Source organism: Microbacterium sp. Nx66, assembly GCF_904066215.1.
In the GTDB taxonomy this organism is placed as follows: Bacteria; Actinomycetota; Actinomycetes; order Actinomycetales; family Microbacteriaceae; genus Microbacterium; species Microbacterium meiriae.
Genome location: NZ_LR880474.1, coordinates 3150886 through 3169290, shown reverse-complemented (window position 1 = coordinate 3169290; position 18405 = coordinate 3150886). Strand labels below are relative to the sequence as shown.

Annotated in this window: 19 protein-coding genes; 13 read left to right on the top strand and 6 right to left on the bottom strand. The window is 70.6% G+C overall.

Annotated elements, in window-relative coordinates; genetic code table 11:
* Positions 1–96: 96 nt before the first annotated feature.
* Positions 97–762, top strand: coding sequence for a TrmH family RNA methyltransferase (locus tag MICNX66_RS15315; protein WP_187662585.1), 666 nt, complete (start codon positions 97–99; stop codon positions 760–762).
* 22 nt (positions 763–784) lie between these two features.
* Here MICNX66_RS15315 and MICNX66_RS15310 read toward each other — a convergent pair whose 3' ends face one another.
* Entirely contained in the window at positions 785–1102 is a 318-nt protein-coding gene (locus MICNX66_RS15310; protein ID WP_187662584.1) for a hypothetical protein, read from the bottom strand.
* Positions 1103–1221: 119 nt separating this feature from the next.
* Complete coding sequence (locus tag MICNX66_RS15305) at positions 1222–2544, bottom strand: MATE family efflux transporter (RefSeq protein ID WP_187662583.1); 1323 nt, start codon at positions 2542–2544, stop codon at positions 1222–1224.
* Between the two features lie 94 nt (positions 2545–2638).
* On the opposite strand from MICNX66_RS15305, the gene MICNX66_RS15300 reads away from it, so the two are divergent.
* Positions 2639–3184, top strand: coding sequence for a J-domain-containing protein (locus MICNX66_RS15300; protein WP_187662582.1), 546 nt, complete (start codon positions 2639–2641; stop codon positions 3182–3184).
* A gap of 1 nt (position 3185) precedes the next feature.
* On the opposite strand, the gene MICNX66_RS15295 is transcribed toward MICNX66_RS15300, so the two are convergent.
* Both MICNX66_RS15295 and MICNX66_RS15290 read right to left on the bottom strand, forming a co-directional pair.
* The gene (locus MICNX66_RS15295; RefSeq protein ID WP_187662581.1) at positions 3186–3662 is read right to left on the bottom strand and encodes a DoxX family protein; all 477 of its coding nucleotides are present in this window, start codon (positions 3660–3662) and stop codon (positions 3186–3188) included.
* The gene (locus MICNX66_RS15290) at positions 3659–4108 is read right to left on the bottom strand and encodes a DM13 domain-containing protein (protein WP_187662580.1); all 450 of its coding nucleotides are present in this window, start codon (positions 4106–4108) and stop codon (positions 3659–3661) included. The genes MICNX66_RS15295 and MICNX66_RS15290 overlap by 4 nt, the downstream gene beginning before the upstream one ends.
* A 157-nt stretch (positions 4109–4265) precedes the next feature.
* On the opposite strand from MICNX66_RS15290, the gene MICNX66_RS16950 reads away from it, so the two are divergent.
* From MICNX66_RS16950 to MICNX66_RS15265, 6 genes are all read left to right on the top strand, one after another.
* Positions 4266–4421 (top strand): response regulator, encoded by a 156-nt coding sequence (locus MICNX66_RS16950; RefSeq protein ID WP_232089114.1) that lies wholly within the window; start codon positions 4266–4268, stop codon positions 4419–4421.
* Positions 4406–4960, top strand: coding sequence for a winged helix-turn-helix domain-containing protein (locus MICNX66_RS15285; RefSeq protein ID WP_232089113.1), 555 nt, complete (start codon positions 4406–4408; stop codon positions 4958–4960). Before MICNX66_RS16950 ends, MICNX66_RS15285 begins: the two co-directional genes overlap by 16 nt.
* A complete protein-coding gene (locus tag MICNX66_RS15280) occupies positions 4960–6117 on the top strand; it encodes a sensor histidine kinase (RefSeq protein WP_187662579.1) in 1158 nt (385 codons plus the stop codon). Before MICNX66_RS15285 ends, MICNX66_RS15280 begins: the two co-directional genes overlap by 1 nt.
* 45 nt (positions 6118–6162) lie before the next feature.
* Positions 6163–8148, top strand: a complete 1986-nt coding sequence (locus tag MICNX66_RS15275) for a M13 family metallopeptidase (RefSeq protein ID WP_187662578.1) — start codon at positions 6163–6165, stop codon at positions 8146–8148.
* Positions 8149–8260: 112 nt separating this feature from the next.
* Positions 8261–9226: a serine hydrolase gene (locus MICNX66_RS15270; protein WP_187662577.1), complete on the top strand. Its 966-nt coding sequence runs from the start codon at positions 8261–8263 to the stop codon at positions 9224–9226.
* A 121-nt stretch (positions 9227–9347) separates the two neighbouring features.
* On the top strand, positions 9348–9746 hold the full coding sequence (locus tag MICNX66_RS15265; protein ID WP_187662576.1) for a hypothetical protein: 399 nt from the start codon (positions 9348–9350) through the stop codon (positions 9744–9746).
* A gap of 87 nt (positions 9747–9833) precedes the next feature.
* Here MICNX66_RS15265 and MICNX66_RS15260 read toward each other — a convergent pair whose 3' ends face one another.
* On the bottom strand, positions 9834–11276 hold the full coding sequence (locus MICNX66_RS15260; RefSeq protein ID WP_187662575.1) for an MFS transporter: 1443 nt from the start codon (positions 11274–11276) through the stop codon (positions 9834–9836).
* Positions 11277–11332: 56 nt separating this feature from the next.
* Here MICNX66_RS15260 and MICNX66_RS15255 point away from each other — a divergent pair, with 56 nt between their 5' ends.
* Positions 11333–11953 (top strand): hypothetical protein, encoded by a 621-nt coding sequence (locus tag MICNX66_RS15255; protein ID WP_187662574.1) that lies wholly within the window; start codon positions 11333–11335, stop codon positions 11951–11953.
* A gap of 48 nt (positions 11954–12001) precedes the next feature.
* Entirely contained in the window at positions 12002–12691 is a 690-nt protein-coding gene (locus tag MICNX66_RS15250; RefSeq protein WP_187662573.1) for a GNAT family N-acetyltransferase, read from the top strand.
* A gap of 15 nt (positions 12692–12706) precedes the next feature.
* Here the strand turns inward: MICNX66_RS15250 and MICNX66_RS15245 are convergent, their stop codons facing one another.
* The gene (locus MICNX66_RS15245; protein ID WP_187662572.1) at positions 12707–14176 is read right to left on the bottom strand and encodes a peptide MFS transporter; all 1470 of its coding nucleotides are present in this window, start codon (positions 14174–14176) and stop codon (positions 12707–12709) included.
* Between the two features lie 116 nt (positions 14177–14292).
* On the opposite strand from MICNX66_RS15245, the gene MICNX66_RS15240 reads away from it, so the two are divergent.
* From MICNX66_RS15240 to MICNX66_RS15230, 3 genes are all read left to right on the top strand, one after another.
* Positions 14293–15678 carry a glycine--tRNA ligase gene (locus MICNX66_RS15240; protein ID WP_187662571.1) on the top strand — a complete coding sequence of 462 codons (1386 nt, stop codon included), beginning with the start codon at positions 14293–14295 and terminating at the stop codon, positions 15676–15678.
* 1 nt (position 15679) lies between these two features.
* Entirely contained in the window at positions 15680–16420 is a 741-nt protein-coding gene (locus MICNX66_RS15235) for a hypothetical protein (protein ID WP_187662570.1), read from the top strand.
* A gap of 278 nt (positions 16421–16698) precedes the next feature.
* Complete coding sequence (locus MICNX66_RS15230; protein WP_187662569.1) at positions 16699–18378, top strand: ABC-F family ATP-binding cassette domain-containing protein; 1680 nt, start codon at positions 16699–16701, stop codon at positions 18376–18378.
* Positions 18379–18405: the final 27 nt, after the last annotated feature.

Below are 18405 nucleotides of genomic sequence, written 5' to 3'. Positions count from 1 at the left end.
GTAGCCTATTTTTCGGTATGCCTAAATATCTGCGAGATGATTCTGGCGACCTCTTCGCCGACGGGGAGACGGCCGACACGGCGATAGCCTGGCGGGATGGATGCGCAGCGCCCCGAGAGCTCGGACCCGACCGCCCCCGGTGGGTCTCCGGCGCAGCCCGGATACGGCGTCGGACCCTGGTCGGGGGGACCGTCGGCCTGGCCGCGGGGAGACCAGTACGATCCGGAACTCCTCGCGGAGGGCGACACGCGGAACGTGATCGACCGCTACCGCTACTGGCGCATGGAGGCGATCGTCGCCGACCTCGACACGCGGCGTCATCCGTTCCACGTCGCGATCGAGAACTGGCAGCACGACATGAACATCGGTTCCATCGTGCGCAGCGCCAACGCGTTCCTCGCCGACACGGTGCACATCATCGGTCGCCGTCGCTGGAACAAGCGGGGCGCCATGGTGACCGACCGCTATCAGCATGTCGTGCACCACGAGGACATCGCCGCGTTCGCCGCCTGGGCCGCGGCGGAAGGGCTGCCCGTCATCGCGATCGACAACGTCGACGGGGCCGTGCCGGTCGATCGTGCCGACCTGCCGCGCTCCTGTGTCCTCCTCTTCGGTCAGGAGGGGCCCGGGTTGTCCCCGGAGGCATTGGCGGCCGCCTCGGGTCACATCGAGATCACGCAGTACGGCTCGACCCGCTCGATCAACGCGAGTGCCGCCGCCGCTGTCATCATGTACGAGTGGTGCCGTCGCCACGCGGAGTGACCAGCGCGGCCGGTCGGCTCCGTCAGGCCGGATCGATACCGAACAGGTGTCGCGAGATCGCGCTGACGTCGCGGTCGAGGCCGTCCATGCGCCGGCTCAGGCCGTGCACCTCCTTCCGGAGATCCCCGATCTCGGATTTCACGCCGACGATCTCGCCCTTGATCCCGCCGATCTCACCCTTGATCCCGACGATCTCGCCCTTGATCCCGCCGATCTCGGTGCGAACCGTGCCGATCTCCGTCTTGATGATCCTCACGAACATGGTCGCCATGAGAGTGATCGTGGCGTACATGCCCGTGGCAAGGACTCCGATCGTCGTCCATACCTGTGCGTCGTTCATCCCCAGCATCCCTTCAGTGTCGCTCCATGTTCGTCGGAAGCGCGAGGGGTGCGGGGTGCTGTATTCCGCTCTGCCCGGCGGCGGGGGATAAGTCGTCCTCTCCGTCGGTTGTGGAGGACTTATGCGGACGCGGCGAGCCATCGCCCGGAGCGCACTCGCCACCCCAGCGTCGCCAGCCGTGCGAGCAGGTACACCCCGAAGAACGCGACGGCCAGCCACACGAGGCCGGCGGTGCCGTCGATCCCCGTCGCGGCGATGATGCCCAAAGCGGGCAGGAACGGCACGAGGTTCAGACCGCCCGCGATCGCCAGGTACCGGGCGTCGTCGGCCCCCATGAGCACGCCGTCGAGCACGAACACCACGCCCGCGATCGGCTGCGCCACCGCGAGCACGAGCAGGGCCGGCTGCACCACCTCCGCCACGGCCCGGTCGCCGGTGAAGACGATGCCGAGCACCCCGGAGAGGGCGGCGATGACGGCGCCGACCACGACCCCGAACCAGGCCCCCCATGCGACCGTCCGCGCCAGCACGCGGCGCACCTGCTCCTCGTCCCCGGCGCCCAGCTCCTTGCCGATCAGCGCCTGCGCGGCGATCGCGAGCGCGTCGAGCGCGAACGCCGCCGCCGAGAAGATGGTGAACACGATCTGCCAGCCGGCGAGCTCCTCGGTGCCGATCCCCGTCGCCACGGCGACGGTCGCGAGCAGGGCGACGCGCAGGCTCACGGTGCGGAGGAACAGCCAGCCGCCCGACGTCGCGGTGTGGCGCAGACCGTCGCGCTGGGCACGCAACGAGGCGCTGTGCCGGGTCGCGAGACGCCGGACCACGAGCGCGTACGCCGCGACCATGCCCCACTGCGCCGTCACGGTGCCCGCCGCGGAGCCGGCGATGCCCCAGCCGAGTCCGTAGATGTAGAGCCAGTTCAGCAGGGCGTTCGCCGCGAAGCCGAGTCCCGCGATCCACAGCGGCGTCATGGTGTCCTGCATTCCCCGCAGCAGCCCCGTGGCGGCGAACACGATGAGCATCGCGGGGAGACCCCACATCGAGATCACGAGGTACTCGTTCGCCTGGGCCGCGACCTCGGGGCTCGCCCCGAACAGCGAGACGAGCCAGGGGGAGGAGACAGCGCCGACGACGGCGAGCACGGCACCCAGGCCGAGCGCCAGCCACATGCCGTTGATCCCGACCGAGACCGCCTCTCCCGGACGCCCGGCCCCGAACCGACGCGCGACCGCGGGGGTGGTGGAGTACGCGAGGAACACCATGAGGCCGACGATCGTCTGCAGCACGGCTCCGGCGATGCCGAGTCCGGCGAGGGGGACGGTGCCGAGGTGGCCGACGAGGGCGGCGTCGACGATGAGGAAGGCCGGCTCCGCGATGAGGGCGCCGAGCGCGGGGACGGCCAGGCGCAGGATCTCGCGGTTCAGGGAGGTGCGGGCGGCCATCCTCCGAGCCTATGACCTGTCGTCGACCCCCGAGACCTCCGGCCTCGACCGGACGTAGGGTGAAGGAGGAGCTCCGAGCGGACGGAGGCGCATCATGACGGATCCCCGGGAGGCGGCCGCGCGTTATCGGGCCCGACGGCAGCAGGGTGGTGGTGGTGCTGAGGACGACGGCGAGACCGGTGCCCCGTCCGCGGCGGCGGTCGATCGAGCCGCCTTCGTCGAGTCCGCCATCCAGGTCGCCATCCGTCGCGGCGACTTCGACGACCTGCCGGGCGCCGGGAAGCCGCTCGAAGGGCTCGGAGACCACCACGACCCGGACTGGTGGATCCGTCGGAAGATCGAGACGGAGGGGCTGACCGGGCTCGGCCCTCCCGCGATCCTGCTGCGCACCGAGGACCGGGAGCTCGACGGCCAGCTCGACCTCCTCGGCAGGGAATCCGACGTCCGTGAGGTGCTCGAGGACTTCAACCGCCGCGTGCGCGAGGCGCGCAGGCAGCTGCAGGGCGGGCCACCCGTCGTGACACCGCTGCGCGATGTCGACGCCGAGGTCGTCGCATGGGCGGAGCGCCGGGCGACGCGTGCCGCCCCGCCCGAGGCGCCATCCCGGCGCCGACGTTTCGGTCGTCGGCGCCGGGGATGACTCAGCCCTCCGTTCCCTCCACCGTGCGCGCCCGCCGCGCCTGCATCCAGCCGTCCACCCCGAATCGTCCGGCGGTGACGATCAGCAGCACCGTCGCGGACAGCACCAGCATCACCGGGTACTGTGCGATCAACTGATCCGCGCTCCAGTAGAGCGCCAGGGTCCCGGCCGAGACGAAGGCGACCGTTCGGGTGAGCAGCCCCGCCACGAGGAGGATGCCGAGACCGACCTCCAGCGCCGGGACCACCGCCCCGAAGAACGGAGACGCCGAGGCCATCGCCGCGCCGAGCGGATCGAAGAACGCCGGCACCCTCGTGTTCCCCTGCGCGCTCTGCGCCACGAGCTCGATGTCAGCGGCCCCGAAGCCCGCCCGGTACTTGAGGACACCCTCGATGAGCCACAGGACCCCGACCGCGACCCGGGCGGCCGCCCCCAGCAGCGAGCCGATCACGAGGCGAGCGGATCGTGGCGCGGTCATGACAGCTCGGCTGCCCCGAAGACGGCCTTCGCCTTGTCGCAGTAGATGACGACGTGCGAGTACTCCCCGGCCTTCACTCCGTCCAGAGCGAAGGTCTGCGTGGCGGTGTCGTACGAGACCGCGTCGACGAGCATGCCGGCGGCGATCGCGGCTTCATCGGTGCCGTCCGCGAGGTACACGTGCAGATCGGGCCCCTCGTCCGAGGAGAACTCCGTCAGCATCACTTCGCCGTCGGAGACCGAGACGGTGCCGGCCACCTTCTTGCCGTTCAGGCCGGCGAACTCCCCGGTCCTGGCGGCGGTGTCCGTGCTCGCCGAGCTCTTGGTGGTGCTCTGGGAGGAGGAGGACGACGGCGCGGAGGAAGCGCCGGAGTCCTGGGGACTGCAGGCGGTGAGGGCGAGGGCGAGCCCGAGGGCGGCGGTCGTGGCGAGAAGGGTCTTGCGCATGAGGATCTCCTGTCCGGTGCGGGAAGAGCCCGCCCGGCGAATGCCGGACGGACGTGCTGCACAGCACGCTAGGAAGCACCGGAGCAGGACGGGGAAGACATTTCGGAACTGTAAGGATCCGCCGACCGCCGTGGCCGCGGGAGCTACCCTCGACCGCATGGAAGGCGTCGTCACAGTCGCGGTCGTGGAGGACGACCCCACGGTGCGCGAGGCCGTGGGGGAGTATCTGCGTACGCACGGCTATGCGGTCTCGAGCTTCGGCGACGGCGTCTCGGCACGAACGGCGCTGCGGGAGACGTGCCCGATGTCGTGATCGTCGACCGCATGCTGCCGGGCATCAGCGGCGATGAGCTCTGTCGTGAGCTGCGCGCCGCGTCCGATGTCCCGATCATGATGCTCACCGCCCTCGGCGAGGTGGAGGACCGTATCGACGGCTTCGCGTTCGGTGTCGACGACTACCTGGCCAAGCCGTTCTCGATGCGGGAGCTGTCCCTGCGGATCGCGGCCCTCGTCCGCCGCTCGCACGCCGCGCAGGCCGCGTCCGGGGAGCTCAGGGCCGGCGCCTTCGCGATCGATCTGCTCCGGCGGCGCGCGTGGGTGCGCGGAGACGAGATCGCCCTGACGAGCAGGGAGTACGAACTGCTGGTCTTCCTCGTGCGCAATGACGACCGTGCGCTGGGGCGCGACGAGATCCTCCGCGAGGTCTGGGGATGGACCGTCGGCGATCTGTCGACGGTGACGGTCCACGTCAGGCGCCTGCGGGAGAAGGTCGAGGAGGATCCGCAGGACCCGCGCCATCTGCTCACCGAATGGGGCGTCGGCTACCGTTTCGTGGCGAGAGGGGACGGCTGATGACGATGCCCTCCGGTGCGGTCGTCCTGCAGATCGTCGTCACGAGCCTGCTGGTGGCGATCGTCGTCGCCCTCACCGCCGTACTTCTCCTGCGAGCCCTTCGGCGTCGCGGACTCCGCGCACAGCTGATGGTCGTGGCGAGTGCGGGCACGGTCGCGATGGCGGGGGCCGTGGTGGCGATCGCACTCGAGATGTACCTCTCCGCCCACGACCTGACGATCCTCCTCACCGTGATCGCGGTCTCGCTCGTGCTCGGTCTGGGCATGGCGTGGTGCATGGCGCGGACGGTGCGTGCCTGGGTCGAGGGGTTCTCGGTATCGCTGGGCAGGATCGGTCGAACGGACGACGCGGTGGTGGACGCGGCGGCCTCTCGGGAGCTCGCCGGCCTCTCGACACAGCTCGCGGTGGTCTCGGCCGAGGTGGATGCGGCGAGGGCCGAGCTGGTGCGGCTGGACTCCGCCCGTCGGCGCTTCTTCGCCTGGATCTCGCACGACCTGCGCACCCCACTCACCGCGGTCCGTGTGCTCGCCGAGGCGGTGGAGGACGGCGTTGCGGTCGCTCCGGAGCGCTTCGCCGGTCAGGTGCGGGGACAGGTGGAGACGATGAGCCGGATGGTCGACGACCTCTTCGAGCTGTCCCGCCTCACGTCCGGCGCGGTGCAACTGCAGACCGAGCAGGTGGTCCTGTGGGATGTCGTCTCCGATGCGGTGGCCGACGTCGCGGCCGCCGCGGCGAAGCGCGACCTCCGCATCGTCGAGCGCGGGATCGCCGGTCCGGTGCTCTGGGCCGATCCGCATCAGCTCGGCAGGATCGTGGTGAACCTGCTCACGAACGCCGTCCGGCACGCCCCTCCGGGCACGGAGATCGTGCTGTCCGCGACGATGGTCGACCGGGACCGCCTCGTCCTGGGGGTGCTGGATCAAGGGGCCGGTGTGGCGGTGGAGGACCTGGATCGGATGTTCGACGTCGGCTGGCGCGAGGACACGGCGCGAGCGACGGCCGGCGACGAGGACGGGGTCGCGTCGGGTGCCGGGCTCGGGCTGTCCATCGCCAGAGGCCTCGCGCGTGCGCACGGCGGTGACGTCTTCGCCGAGCGCACCGCCGCCGGGTTCCGCATGAACGTCTCGCTCCCCGTGGGGGCCCCTGGGCATCCGTGACGCCGTCTGGACACCGTGGGGGACCCCGGCCATAGGCTGGAGCGCATGACCGATGTGCTTCCCGCGGGCCTCGCGCTCGACGACCTCAGCCCCGACATCCGCCCGCAGGACGATCTCTACCGTCACGTGAACGGCGCCTGGATCGCTCGCACCGAGATCCCCGGAGACAAGGCGCGCTGGGGCTCCTTCCATCTGCTGGCCGAGCAGGCCGAGAAGGATGTGCGCGCGATCGTCGAGGAGTCGCAGGAGGCGGAGGAGGGGACTCTCGCCCGCAAGATCGGCGACCTCTTCGCGAGCTTCATGGACACCGATCGCATCGCCGCCGCCGGTGTGACCCCGCTGGCCGAGACGTTCGCCGAGATCGACGCGATCGACGGCATCCCGGCCTTCCTGCGCACCGTGGGGACCTACGACCGGGAGGGCCGGGCGGCGGTGATCGGCCTCTATGTCGACGGCGACCCCGGGAACCCGGAGCGCTACCTCCCGGTGCTCGTGCAGGCCGGACTCTCGCTGCCGGACGAGAGCTACTTCCGTCTCGACACCTTCGCAGAGACCCGCGCGGCGTACCGGGAGCACCTCGAGCGCCTGCTCGCTCTCGCCGGTGTCGCCGATGCCGCCGCGCAGGCCGAGCGCTCCATCGCCCTGGAGACCGAGCTCGCCGGGCACCACTGGGACAACGTGCGCAGCCGTGACGCGGTGGCGACCTACAACCTCAAGACGTGGGACGAGCTCCAGGCCCTCACCGGCGTCGACCTCACCCCGTGGCGCGAGGCCGTGACGCCGACGAACCCGCGGGCGTTCGACGAGGTCGTCGTCGCGCAGCCGAGCTTCTTCGAAGGGCTGGGCGGCCTGCTCACTCCCGAGCGGCTGGACGACTGGAAGGCCTGGCTGCGTGCGAAGGTCGTGCACGCGGCGGCGCCCTACCTCACCGACGACCTCGTGCAGGAGAACTTCTCGTTCTACGGCACCCAGCTCACCGGCGTCCCCACGATCCGCGAGCGCTGGAAGCGGGGCGTGTCGGTCACCGAGGGGGCGCTCGGCGAGGCGATCGGCAAGGTCTACGTCGAGCGGCACTACCCGCCGACGGCGAAGGCCGCCATGGACGAGCTCGTCGCGAACCTCGTCGAGGCGTACCGGCAGAGCATCGAGACGCTGGAGTGGATGACCGCCGAGACCCGGCAGCGTGCGCTCGCGAAGCTGGACGCCTTCACGCCGAAGATCGGGCACCCGGAGGTGTGGCGGGACTACTCGGCCCTCGCGATCGACCCAGCCGACCTCCTCGGCAACGTGCGCCGCGCGGCGATCTTCGAGCACGACCGCAACATCGACAAGGTCGGGAAGCCGATCGACCGCACCGAGTGGCACATGCCGCCGCAGATGGTGAACGCCTACTACAACCCCTCGATGAACGAGATCGTGTTCCCCGCGGCCATCCTCCAGTACCCCTTCTTCGACGCGGGGCGCGACGCGGCGGCGAACTACGGCGGGATCGGCGCGGTCATCGGGCATGAGATCGGCCATGGCTTCGACGACCAGGGCAGCCGGTACGACGGCGAGGGGCGCCTGCAGGACTGGTGGACCGACGCCGACCGCGCCGCCTTCGAGGAGCGCACGAAAGAGCTCATCGCCCAGTACGACGCCCTCGTGCCGGAGGGGCTGGACGCCGAGCACCATGTGAACGGCGCCCTCACCATCGGCGAGAACATCGGCGATCTGGGCGGGCTCGGCATCGCGCTGAAGGCGTATGAGCTGTCCCTGCGCGCCGATCCCGCGGTCCCTGAGCCCGTCGAAGGCCCGGTCATCGACGGCTACACCGGTGTGCAGCGGCTGCTCCTGTCGTGGGCACAGGTCTGGCAGCAGAAGAGCCGGGACGCCGAGACGCTGCGTCTGCTGACCATCGACCCGCACTCGCCCAACGAGTTCCGGTGCAACCAGATCGTCCGCAACATCGACGCGTTCTACGAGGCCTTCGGGGTCACCGAGAAGGACGCCCTGTGGCTTCCGGAGTCTTCCCGGGTGACCATCTGGTGACGAACCTCCGCACTCTGTGAGACGCGCCCCGGCGGTGGGGTTACGATAGCCCTGCCGCCGGGGCGCCCCTTCCCGGAAGCGCAGTATCCCTCCCCCTCCTGAAGGACCACGCGTGGGTGCGACCGACCCTGGTGACGCGTTCCGGAACGCCTCGGCTCCCGGAGCGTCCGGGAGCGCGCCCGAGTCGGCCAGCGGTCGCCGTTCGCAGCGGCCGGGAGCCCGCCGGCTGCCGCGTCGCGTGGCCGTCGGTCGGCGGTCGTTCACCTCGACGCTGAAGGCCCTCGAAGGCCTGGCGAACGCCGGGGCACAGGTGTCGGTGCACGTGGTCGACCTCGACTCCCATGTGCACGTGCTGGCGGGGGACGACCACGTCACGATGCCCGTCGCGGGGCTCGGTGTGGTCCCCCTGCTCATCGAGGTGGCGGCGGCGTTCGAGTCCGGCGCTCTCGACCCTCTCGAGATCGTCGAGCGCTCGAGCGTCGAAGCCGTGGAGAGCTCCGGCCTGTGGCGGCATCTGCGGGCACCGGCGCTGCCGCTGGAGGATCTCGCCGTGCTGGCCGCCACCGCCGGAGATCCGATCGCCGTGAACATCCTGCTGCAGAAGGTGGGGCATGACCGGGTGCGGGAGCGCATCGAGGAACTGGGTCTGCGGCGCACCGCCCTGCTCGACCGGTTCCGCGACCGCCGCGGTCCGGACGACGCCCCGCAGGTCGCCGTGGGGTCGGCACGCGAGCTCGCGGGTCTGTTCTCCGCGCTCGTCAACTCCCAGGTGGTGGATGCCGCGGTCAGCGCCCAGGTGTCGGAGTGGCTCAGCCTCAACCAGGACCTCAGTCTCGTGGCCGCCTCGACGGGGCTCGACCCCTTCGCACACGAGCACGATGCCCACGGCCTGCTGTTCGTGAACAAGACCGGCCGCGATCGGGGGGTGCGCGCCGAGGCCGGTGTGCTCGCGGGGCCGCGGGCCGGTGTCGCCTACTCGATGATCGTGTGCTTCGACGACCTCTCGATCAGCCACCGCCTCCGTGCGCACGACGCCTTCCGCGTGCTCGGGGTCGAGCTCATGGAGTACACGCACTGACTCCGGACGCCTGCCCCGCGCGTCAACGCAGGCATCCGCGCGGCATCAGGCTTCTGGAACGGCAGTGAGCATGGTCTCGCGCGAGCGCCTGATCGAGGGCAGGGGTGGCTAGCATCGGGGGATGCCTCACGCCTGGACTCCGCACCGCCGCGACGACGGGGAGCTGCTCGGCTGGATCCATCCGGAGGGCGCGGACTGGGTCGCCGTCGACGTGCTCGGACGCAGGGTCTCCACCCCCGGCGAGTGGCTGGACGCGGAGGCCGCGCTGGAGGAGCACGGCATCGCGTGGCTCGCCGATCCGTGGATGCTCGAGGGCGAGGGGGACCGCCCGCTCCGGGTGCGCATCCTCGAAGTGACACCAGACGAAGAAGGGGTTCCGGGGCGCATCGTCGTGAAGGTCGACGACTTCGGAGACATGACCCGACCCGCGACCGCACGGTTCACCCTGCCGTGGCCGCTGCCCGCCCGCCTCCGGCCACCGCGTGCCGACGACCCGGATCCGCGCACGATCTCCCGCTGAGACCCGGCGCCGCGTCGCAGATCCGCCGCACGTCGCACGTTCTGCGGCAATCCCTGCGACCCCGACGCGAATCTGCGACGGGCCGAGTCAGCCGGGGAGCGAGGGGTGCTGCTCCGTGGCACGGCGCCGCGGAATGAACAGCGAGAGGATCACGGCCACGATGCCGGCGGCGATCGCGAGCCAGAAGCACACCTCGAACGCCGTCCGCGTCGGCACGGCCACGCCTCCGACGTCGACGCTCATCGCCGCGAGCACCCCGCCCATCACGGCCGAGGCCGTCGAGGTGCCCACGGAGCGGAACAGCGCGTTGAGCCCGTTCGACGCCCCGGTCTCGTTTGCGGGCACGGAGCGCATGATGATCATGGGCATCGCGGCGAAGGTGAACCCGATTCCGACGCCGATGAAGATGTTGGCGACGAAGATGTGCCACACCTCGGTCGACCACAGCAGCACGAAGACGTAGGCGAGCACGATCGCGATGGCGCCGACGGTGAAGAGCGGACGCGGCCCCACGGTGCGCTCCAGCCATCCGGACAGCGGCGAGATCACCATCATGACCAGACCCGCCGGCATGATGACGAGCGAGGCGGCCACCATGTCGAGCCCGAACCCGGCGCCGCCCACCGCCGGCATCTCCAGCATCTGCGGGAAGGTGACGTTGGAGGCGAACAGGGCGAAGCCCATGCCGATCGCGGCGATGTTCGTGAAGAGGACGGCGGGCCGAGCGGCGACCCGCAGGTCGAGCAGCGGATCCTTCGCGCGGAGCTGATACCAGCCCCACAGCAGCAGGACCGCAACGCCGCCGATCACGCAGACGAGGGTGAGCGGTGCCGTCCAGCCCCACTCGGCGCCGCGCGACACGAACAGCAGCAGGCCCGTGAGGCCGATCGCGAGTCCGATGGCCCCGAGCACGTCGAGGCGGCCGGGGGAGCGGAGCACGTCCTCCGGCACCACGGCGAGCACGAGGAGCAGCCCGAGGACTCCGAGGGCGGCGGCGAGCCAGAACAGCATGTGCCAGTCGGCGTTCTCGGCGAGCAGTGCGGCGACGGGCATGCCGATCGCCCCGCCGACGCCCATGGTCGCGCTCATCAGGGCCACCGCGGTGCCGAGGCGCTCAGGCGGCAGCACATCGCGCATGATGGCGATGCCGAGGGGGACGACGCCGGTCACGGCCCCCTGGAGGGCGCGGCCGATGATCACGCCGACGATCGATCCGGAGAGCGCGGCGATGACCGAGCCCACGATGAGGATCGCGAGGAGCACGATGACGACGCGGCGCTTGCCGTACATGTCGCCGAGACGGCCGGAGATGGGGGTCGCGACGGCGGCCACGAGCAGGGTGATCGTGACCACCCAGGTGGTGTCCTCGCGGGAGGAGTTCAGCAGCTGCGGCAGCTCGGCCTGCAGCGGCACGACGAGGGTGAACATGAACGACGAGCACAGGCCCGCGAACGCGAGCACGGCGATGACCGCCCACTGCGGAGGGGTACGGGAGAGGCGTTTCCTGGCTCTGTCGTCGTTCGCACCCACCGGCTCAGGCTATCGGCGTTCCCGGAGGGGAGGGGCCGATGTGGTTGCATGGCCGGATGACCGACGACTCCGCGCCCGTGCAGCACCCCGCCGACTCCGCGTACCACCGACGGCTCCCGATCGGGGAGGTGCTCGACGCTTCGGCGCTCGCGGAAGGCCTGCCCTGGGCGTTCGAGAGCATCACGATGCGACCGCTGGAGCCGATGCTCGTGCCGGAGGAACCCCGAGCCGGCGAGCAGGACCCGGCCGAGTGCGGCCACTGCGGTCCGAGCGTGCACACCATCTGGCACGACGACCTCTGGCAGGTGCGTGCCGGGTGGGATGTCGGCGGCCTGCCGTTCATCGGCGGGGTCGCGCCGCGTGAGCACTGGCTCCTCGAGAACGCCCCGCAGGAGGTGCTCGCCGCTCTCGGACCGCTGATGCAGCGCGTGTCGGAGGCGGTCAAGAGCATCCCCGGCGTCGCCCGCTGTCACTTCGGCCGCTGGAATGACGGCTCCGCGCACATGCACATGTGGGCGCTGGGCCGTCCGGCCGGCATGATGCAGGGACGCGGCGCGGTGCTCGCGTTCTGGGACGGGATCCTGCCGCCGCTGCCGGCGGAGATGGCCGAGGACCACCTCCGCATCGTCGCGGAGGCGCTCGCCGCGGGCGGGGGACAGGCCTTTCCGCACCGGTGACCCGGGGTCGGTTTCCGCGAACGGGCGGAGGAGGGGCAGACTGGGATCGTGCGAACCATCCGCGATCTCGACACCGTTGAACTCATCCTCGACGCCCAGAGCCTGCTCGACTCCATCCGGGGTCCGCAGCGCGTGGTGGACGCCGGGACCCTGCGCGCCCTGCAGCAGTCGGGCAACTACGTCGTCGGCTTCTTCGACGGCGAGAGCGACGAGGAGCGCATGGTCGGCGCCTCGATCGCCTTCTTCGGCGAACCGGCCCGCCGTGCCATGCACTCGCACATCACGGCCCTGCTGCCCGAGTACCGAGGGCGCGGATGGGGGCGGGAGCTCAAGGAGCACCAGCGGCAGTGGGCCTTCTCCCGCGAGGTCGGCCGCATCACGTGGACCTTCGACCCGCTGGTCGCCCGCAACGCGCACTTCTTCCTCACCGTCCTCGGCGCCCGCGCCACGGGCTACTCGGTGAACCGCTACGGCATCTTCGGCGGCGGCGACGCGGGCGACGAGAGCGACCGCCTCGACGTCGAGTGGGCCCTCGCGGACATCGCCAAGCCCCCGGCGGAGGATGCGGTCGTCGAGACGCTGGAGATCCCGGACGACATCGAGAGCATGCGGGAATCCGACCCCGCGGCCGCGCACGAGTGGCGGCTGCGCCTGCGCGCGCAGATGGAGGGCCTGCTCGGCAGCGGTCTCACGATCGGCGGCTTCGAGGCCGGTCGGGGCTACCTCTTCACCGCGTGATCGGCGGCGCGGCCGTCACCGCACGCCGCGCATGAGCCGCAGCACTGGCTTCACGCTCAGCAGCAGTCCGATGCCGACGAGGATCGCGATGCCGCCGAGGATCGAGAAGTACGGCACCTCGTTCCCCGGATCGTAGAACTTCACGAGCTCGCCCGAGATGGCGGTGCCGAGCGCGATGGACAGGAAGAACAGTGCGACCATCTGCGTGTGGAAGACGGCCGGGGCGAGCTTCGTCGTCACCGACAGCCCGACCGGCGAGAGCAGCAGCTCGGCGACGGTGAACACGAACAGGATGCCGACGATCGCGAGCAGCGGCGTCGAGTTCGCACCGCCGCCGGAGAACGGCAGGAACAGCAGGAACGCGGAGCCCATGATGATGGCGGCCAGTCCGAACTTGACCGGGGTCGACGGCTGGCGCTTCCCCAGCTTCGTCCAGATCGCCGCGAAGACCCCGGACAGGATGATGATGAACACCGGGTTGATGGACTGCACCCACGACACCGGCATCTCCCACCCGAACAGGTCGCGGTCGAGCCGCTTGTCGGAGTAGATCGTCAGCACCGTGAACTGCTGCTGGTACAGCGACCAGAACGCAACGCTCGTGAGGAACAGCGGCAGGAACCCCCAGACCCGCGAGCGCTCGGTGGCGTCGATGCGGCGACTGCCGAGGATCACCGCGAAGTAGGCGACCGCGGCGACCACGGTGACCCCGATCACGATCGTGGCGAGGTTGTCGGCCTGGATGACTCCGGTCAGCACGAGCACCGCGATCACGACGACCGCACCGACCGCGATGCCGGCGACCAGCGGGTAGCGCGTGCGGGGGAGTGGGTTCGGCACCTCACGCGCGGAGGCGGGCAGGCCGCGGCGGCCGAACGAGTACTGCACGAGACCCAGCGTCATGCCGAGGGCGGCGAGGCCGAACCCCCAGTGGAAGCCGAGGGTCGACTGGAGCAGCCCGGTGAGGATCGGTCCGAGGAAGGCGCCGAGGTTGATGCCGAGGTAGAACAGCGAGAACCCGGCGTCGCGTCGTTCGTCGTCCGGACGGTACAGCGTCCCCACGACCGACGTGGCGTTCGCCTTCAGGCCCCCCGAGCCCAGGGCCACGAGCACGAGTCCGACCCCGACGCCGACGAACCCCGGCAGGAGCGCGAGGGCGAGGTGGCCCGAGACGATGACGATGGCGCTGACGAACAGCACCCGCTCGGAGCCGAACAGCCGATCGGCGAGCCAGGCCCCGAGGATGGTGGACAGGTACACGGAGCCGCCGTACGCGCCGACGATCCCGCCCGCCACCGCCTCTGGAAGCCCGAGGCCGCCGTCGGTCACCGAGAAGTACAGGTAGATGAGCAGGATGCCCTGCATGCCGTAGAAGCTGAAGCGCTCCCACATCTCCACGCCGAAGATGTGCACGAGCGACCACGGCTGTCCGAAGAAGCGGGTGTCCTCGTCGCGGGAGGCGGGCGGCTGCGCGGTGGTGCTCATGCGTGGGACGGTACTCCTCCCGCGGGGCCCGCGGCCAGGGGTTGCGCTCCGGCCCCGGATAGACTGGGGGTGCCCGTGCTCACGGGCATTCTCCGCATCCGACCATTGGAGCCACCGTGGCCGAACAGTCCCGCCTCGACAAGGTCATCGCCCTCGCCCGCCACCGCGGGTTCGTGTTCCAGGCGGGTGAGATCTACGGCGGTTCCCGGTCGGCCTGGGACTACGGACCCCTCGGCACGGAGCTGAAGGAGAACATCCGCCGCCAGTGGTGGCAGACCTTCGTGCGCGGTCGCGGTGACATGGTCGGCCTCGACTCCAGCATCATCCTGCCGAAGCGCGTGTGGGAGGCCTCCGGCCACGTCGCGACCTTCACCGACCCGCTCGTCGAGTGCCTGCAGTGCCACAAGCGCTTCCGTGCCGACAACCTCATCGAGGACTTCGAGGCGCGCAAGGGGCGGAAGGCCGAGAACGGTCTCGCCGACATCCCCTGCCCGAACTGCGGCACCAAGGGGCAGTACACCGAGCCGAAGGCCTTCTCCGGTCTGGTGAAGACGTACCTCGGTGTGGTCGACGACGAGTCCGGCCTCTACTACCTGCGTCCGGAGACCGCGCAGGGCATCTTCGTGAACTTCGCGAACGTGCTCACCGCGAGCCGCAAGAAGCCGCCGTTCGGCATCGGCCAGGTCGGCAAGGCGTTCCGCAACGAGATCACCCCCGGCAACTTCATCTTCCGCACCCGCGAGTTCGAGCAGATGGAGATCGAGTTCTTCACGCCGCCCGCCGAGGCGCCGCAGTGGTTCGACCACTGGGTCGAGGCGTGCTGGAACTGGTTCATCGACCTCGGCATCGACCCGGAGAACATGCGGCAGTTCGACGTGCCGGAGGAGGACCGCGCGCACTACTCGGCCGGCACCATCGACGTCGAGTACCGCTTCGGCTTCGCCGGCAAGGAGTGGGGCGAGCTCATGGGCGTCGCCAACCGCACCGACTACGACCTCTCCAGCCACAGCGAGGCCTCCGGCCAGAGCCTGACGTACTTCGACCAGGCCACGGGCGAGCGCTACACCCCGTACGTGATCGAGCCCTCCTTCGGACTCACCCGCGCGATGATGGCCTTCCTCGTCGACGCGTACGTCGAGGAGCAGGTGCCCAACGCCAAGGGCGGCACCGACACGCGCACCGTGCTCAAGCTCGACCCGCGCCTGGCTCCGGTCAAGGCCGCCGTGCTCCCGCTGTCGCGCAACGAGAAGCTGTCGCCGCTCGCCCGCGAGGTGGCCGACACGCTGCGCGGCTCGTGGGCCGTGGACTTCGACGACGCCGGTGCGATCGGCCGGCGCTACCGCCGCCAGGACGAGATCGGCACGCCGTTCTGCGTCACGGTCGACTTCGACTCACTCGACGACCGCGCCGTGACGGTGCGGGACCGGGACACGATGGCACAGGAGCGCGTCCCGATCGACGAGCTGCATGCCTACCTGGCGGAGCGCCTCCGCGGCGCCTGACATGACGACACCGGGGGGAGCCGACGCGCGGGTGGAATCCTCGCCCGTGCGTCCGGTCGCGGCCATCGTGCTCGGCGCGCTCGCAGTGTCGTGGATGATCCTCACGGTGCTCGACCTGCGCGAGAACGACGGCGCAGGCCCGATCATCGCGATGTTCGGCATCCCGGCGCTCGCGGCGGCGGTCATCATCCAGATCGTGATGGCGCGGCTGGGGGAGCGCAAGCGGGTGCCGAAGGCCGTGTTCTGGTGGGTGCTCGCGGTGCTGCCGCTGGGGACCCTTGCGGGCTTCGTCGTCGCGATCCTCCGCGACCCGGACTACTTCATCGCGGACGAAGGCCCCTGGATGCTGATCTGGGTGCCGATCTTCATCGTCGTGGGGCTGCTGCTCGGCGCCCTCGTCTGGTTCTTCTTCGTGTTCCCCCTCGTGTCGCTCGTGACGGTGATCCGCATGATCGCGCGCGGGGAGGCGAAGTCCGGCGCCCTCATCATGCCGATCGTGCTGCTGAGCCTCGGGGTGCTGAGCATCGTGGGCGGACTCTCGATCGACACGGACAGCAGCGGCCGCGCGTCGTGGGGATCGATCATCGCCGCGTTCCTCGGTCTCCCTGGGAACTACGAGGTGATCTGGGAGCCCGGCCTCTGGATCGTCCGCGGCATCGTCCTCGCGATCATCCTCCTCTTCGCCGTCCCCGCCGCCCACGCCCGCCTCTCCTCCCGCCTCCGCTCCCGCCCCCGCCGTTGACGCCGAGACCCCGGATTCCCGTCGAGACCCCGGGGTGCATGCGGGTACACGTCGGGGTCTCACCGAGAAGGCGGGGTCTGGCGCGTGCCGGGTCGCCCTGCTATGGTCGCTCCTCGTGGGTACTCTGATTCGCTAGATCGGGACGCCGCGTCGAGAGCTCTTCTCCGCGGTGGGTCCTGAGCGACCCGCACCCGAGCAGGGGGCGGTCGAGGTTCCTGTTCCCCGCGTCATCGACGCAGATCCCGGCGGTGCGCGTGCGCCGCCGGAGAGGACCCCTCATGTTCCCTGTACCCTCGACCCCTTCCGACACTCCGGCCCGCGTTCATCGCGAGTGCGCGCTGCAGGCCGCCTCCGTCCGGTTCGCCGACCGTCTCGTGCTGAACCGCATCGATCTCGCCGTCGGACCCGCCGACCGCCTCGCCGTCATCGGCGACAACGGCGCCGGGAAGTCGACGCTGCTCGATCTGCTCGCCGGTGTTCTCGCACCGACATCCGGGGAGGTGCGGCTCGACCTCCCCGGCGGGATCGCTCATGCCCGGCAGAACCCCGTGTTCGCGGATGGAGCGACGATGGCCGATGCCATCGACGATCTCCTCGGCGACCTCCGCGTGCTGGAGCGCGACCTCGGCCACGCGTACGAGCTCCTCGCCGCCGGGGGCTCCGCCGAGCGTGCGCAGCAGATGGCCGCTGTGGCCCTGTTGCAGGACCGTTTCGAGTCCCGCGAGGGATACGACGTCGACCGTCGCATCGACACCGCCCTCGAACAGCTCGGGCTGGGCGGAGTGGACCGCGCGCGACCGGTGGCCGCGCTGTCGGGCGGAGAGCGGGCGCGGCTCGCTCTCGCGGTCGCCCTCTCTTCCGGAGCCGAACTGCTCCTCCTCGACGAGCCCACGAACGACCTCGACGACCGGGCGCTGACCTGGCTCGAGGAGCGACTCGCCGCGCACCGCGGAGCGCTGGTCGTCGTGACGCACGACCGCGACTTCCTGGACCGTTTCGCGACGGCTGTCGTGCAGGTGGAGGACGGTCGGATCCGGCGCTACGGCGATGGCTACGCCGGGTTCCTGCGAGCGCGCGAGACCGAGAGACGTGCGGCGGTCGCGCGCCACGAGGAGTGGAAGGCCGAGCTCGCCCGGGCCGAGTCGCTGCTCGCCGCCAACGCGTTCCGGCTGCAGGCGATCCCGCGGAAGCTCGAGCTCGACGGCTTCGGTCATGGCGCGTTCCGGGCGCGGAGCCGCGACCACGGTGCCGTCGGACGCATCCGCATGGCGAAGGAGAGGCTGTCGCGGCTGCGGGAGAACCCGTGCCCGGCGCCGCCCGAGCCCCTGCGGTTCGTGGTCGCAGCAGAGGATCGGGCACCGCTCGACGACCCACTCCTGACCCTCGATGCCGTCTCCCTCCGTGAACAGGGACGACGGCTTGACGTGTCGCAGTGGACGATCGAGGCCGGTTCGCGGTGGCTCGTGACCGGGCCGAACGGCGCCGGGAAGACGACGCTCCTCCGCCTCCTCGTCGGCGAGCTGATCCCCGCGTCCGGGACGATCCGCCACGCGGACGGGCTGCGGATCGCGTTCCTCCGGCAGGACGTCGACACGCGCCTGCGAGGTACCGCCGTCGAGGTCTTCGCGGCGCGGACGGGGACGGCACCGGCGGATGCGCAGGACGCCCTCCTGGCTCATGGACTCTTCCGGGGGCCGGAGGCGGACCGCGACGTGCGGACACTCTCGGTCGGGCAGCGTCGCCGGCTGGATCTCGCGGTCGCGCTGGCGACGCCGTTCGACCTGCTGCTGCTCGATGAGCCGACGAACCATCTCGATCCCGAGCTCGTGGAGCAGCTCGAGGGCGCCCTCGTCGATCATTCCGCCGCCGTCGTCACAGTGACGCACGACCGCCGGTGGCGGCGTCACGCGGCGCACGCACGGTGTCTGCGGGTCGCGGAGGGGGTGGCCACCACCTGAGACCCCGCCCTCCCGCCGAGACCCCGG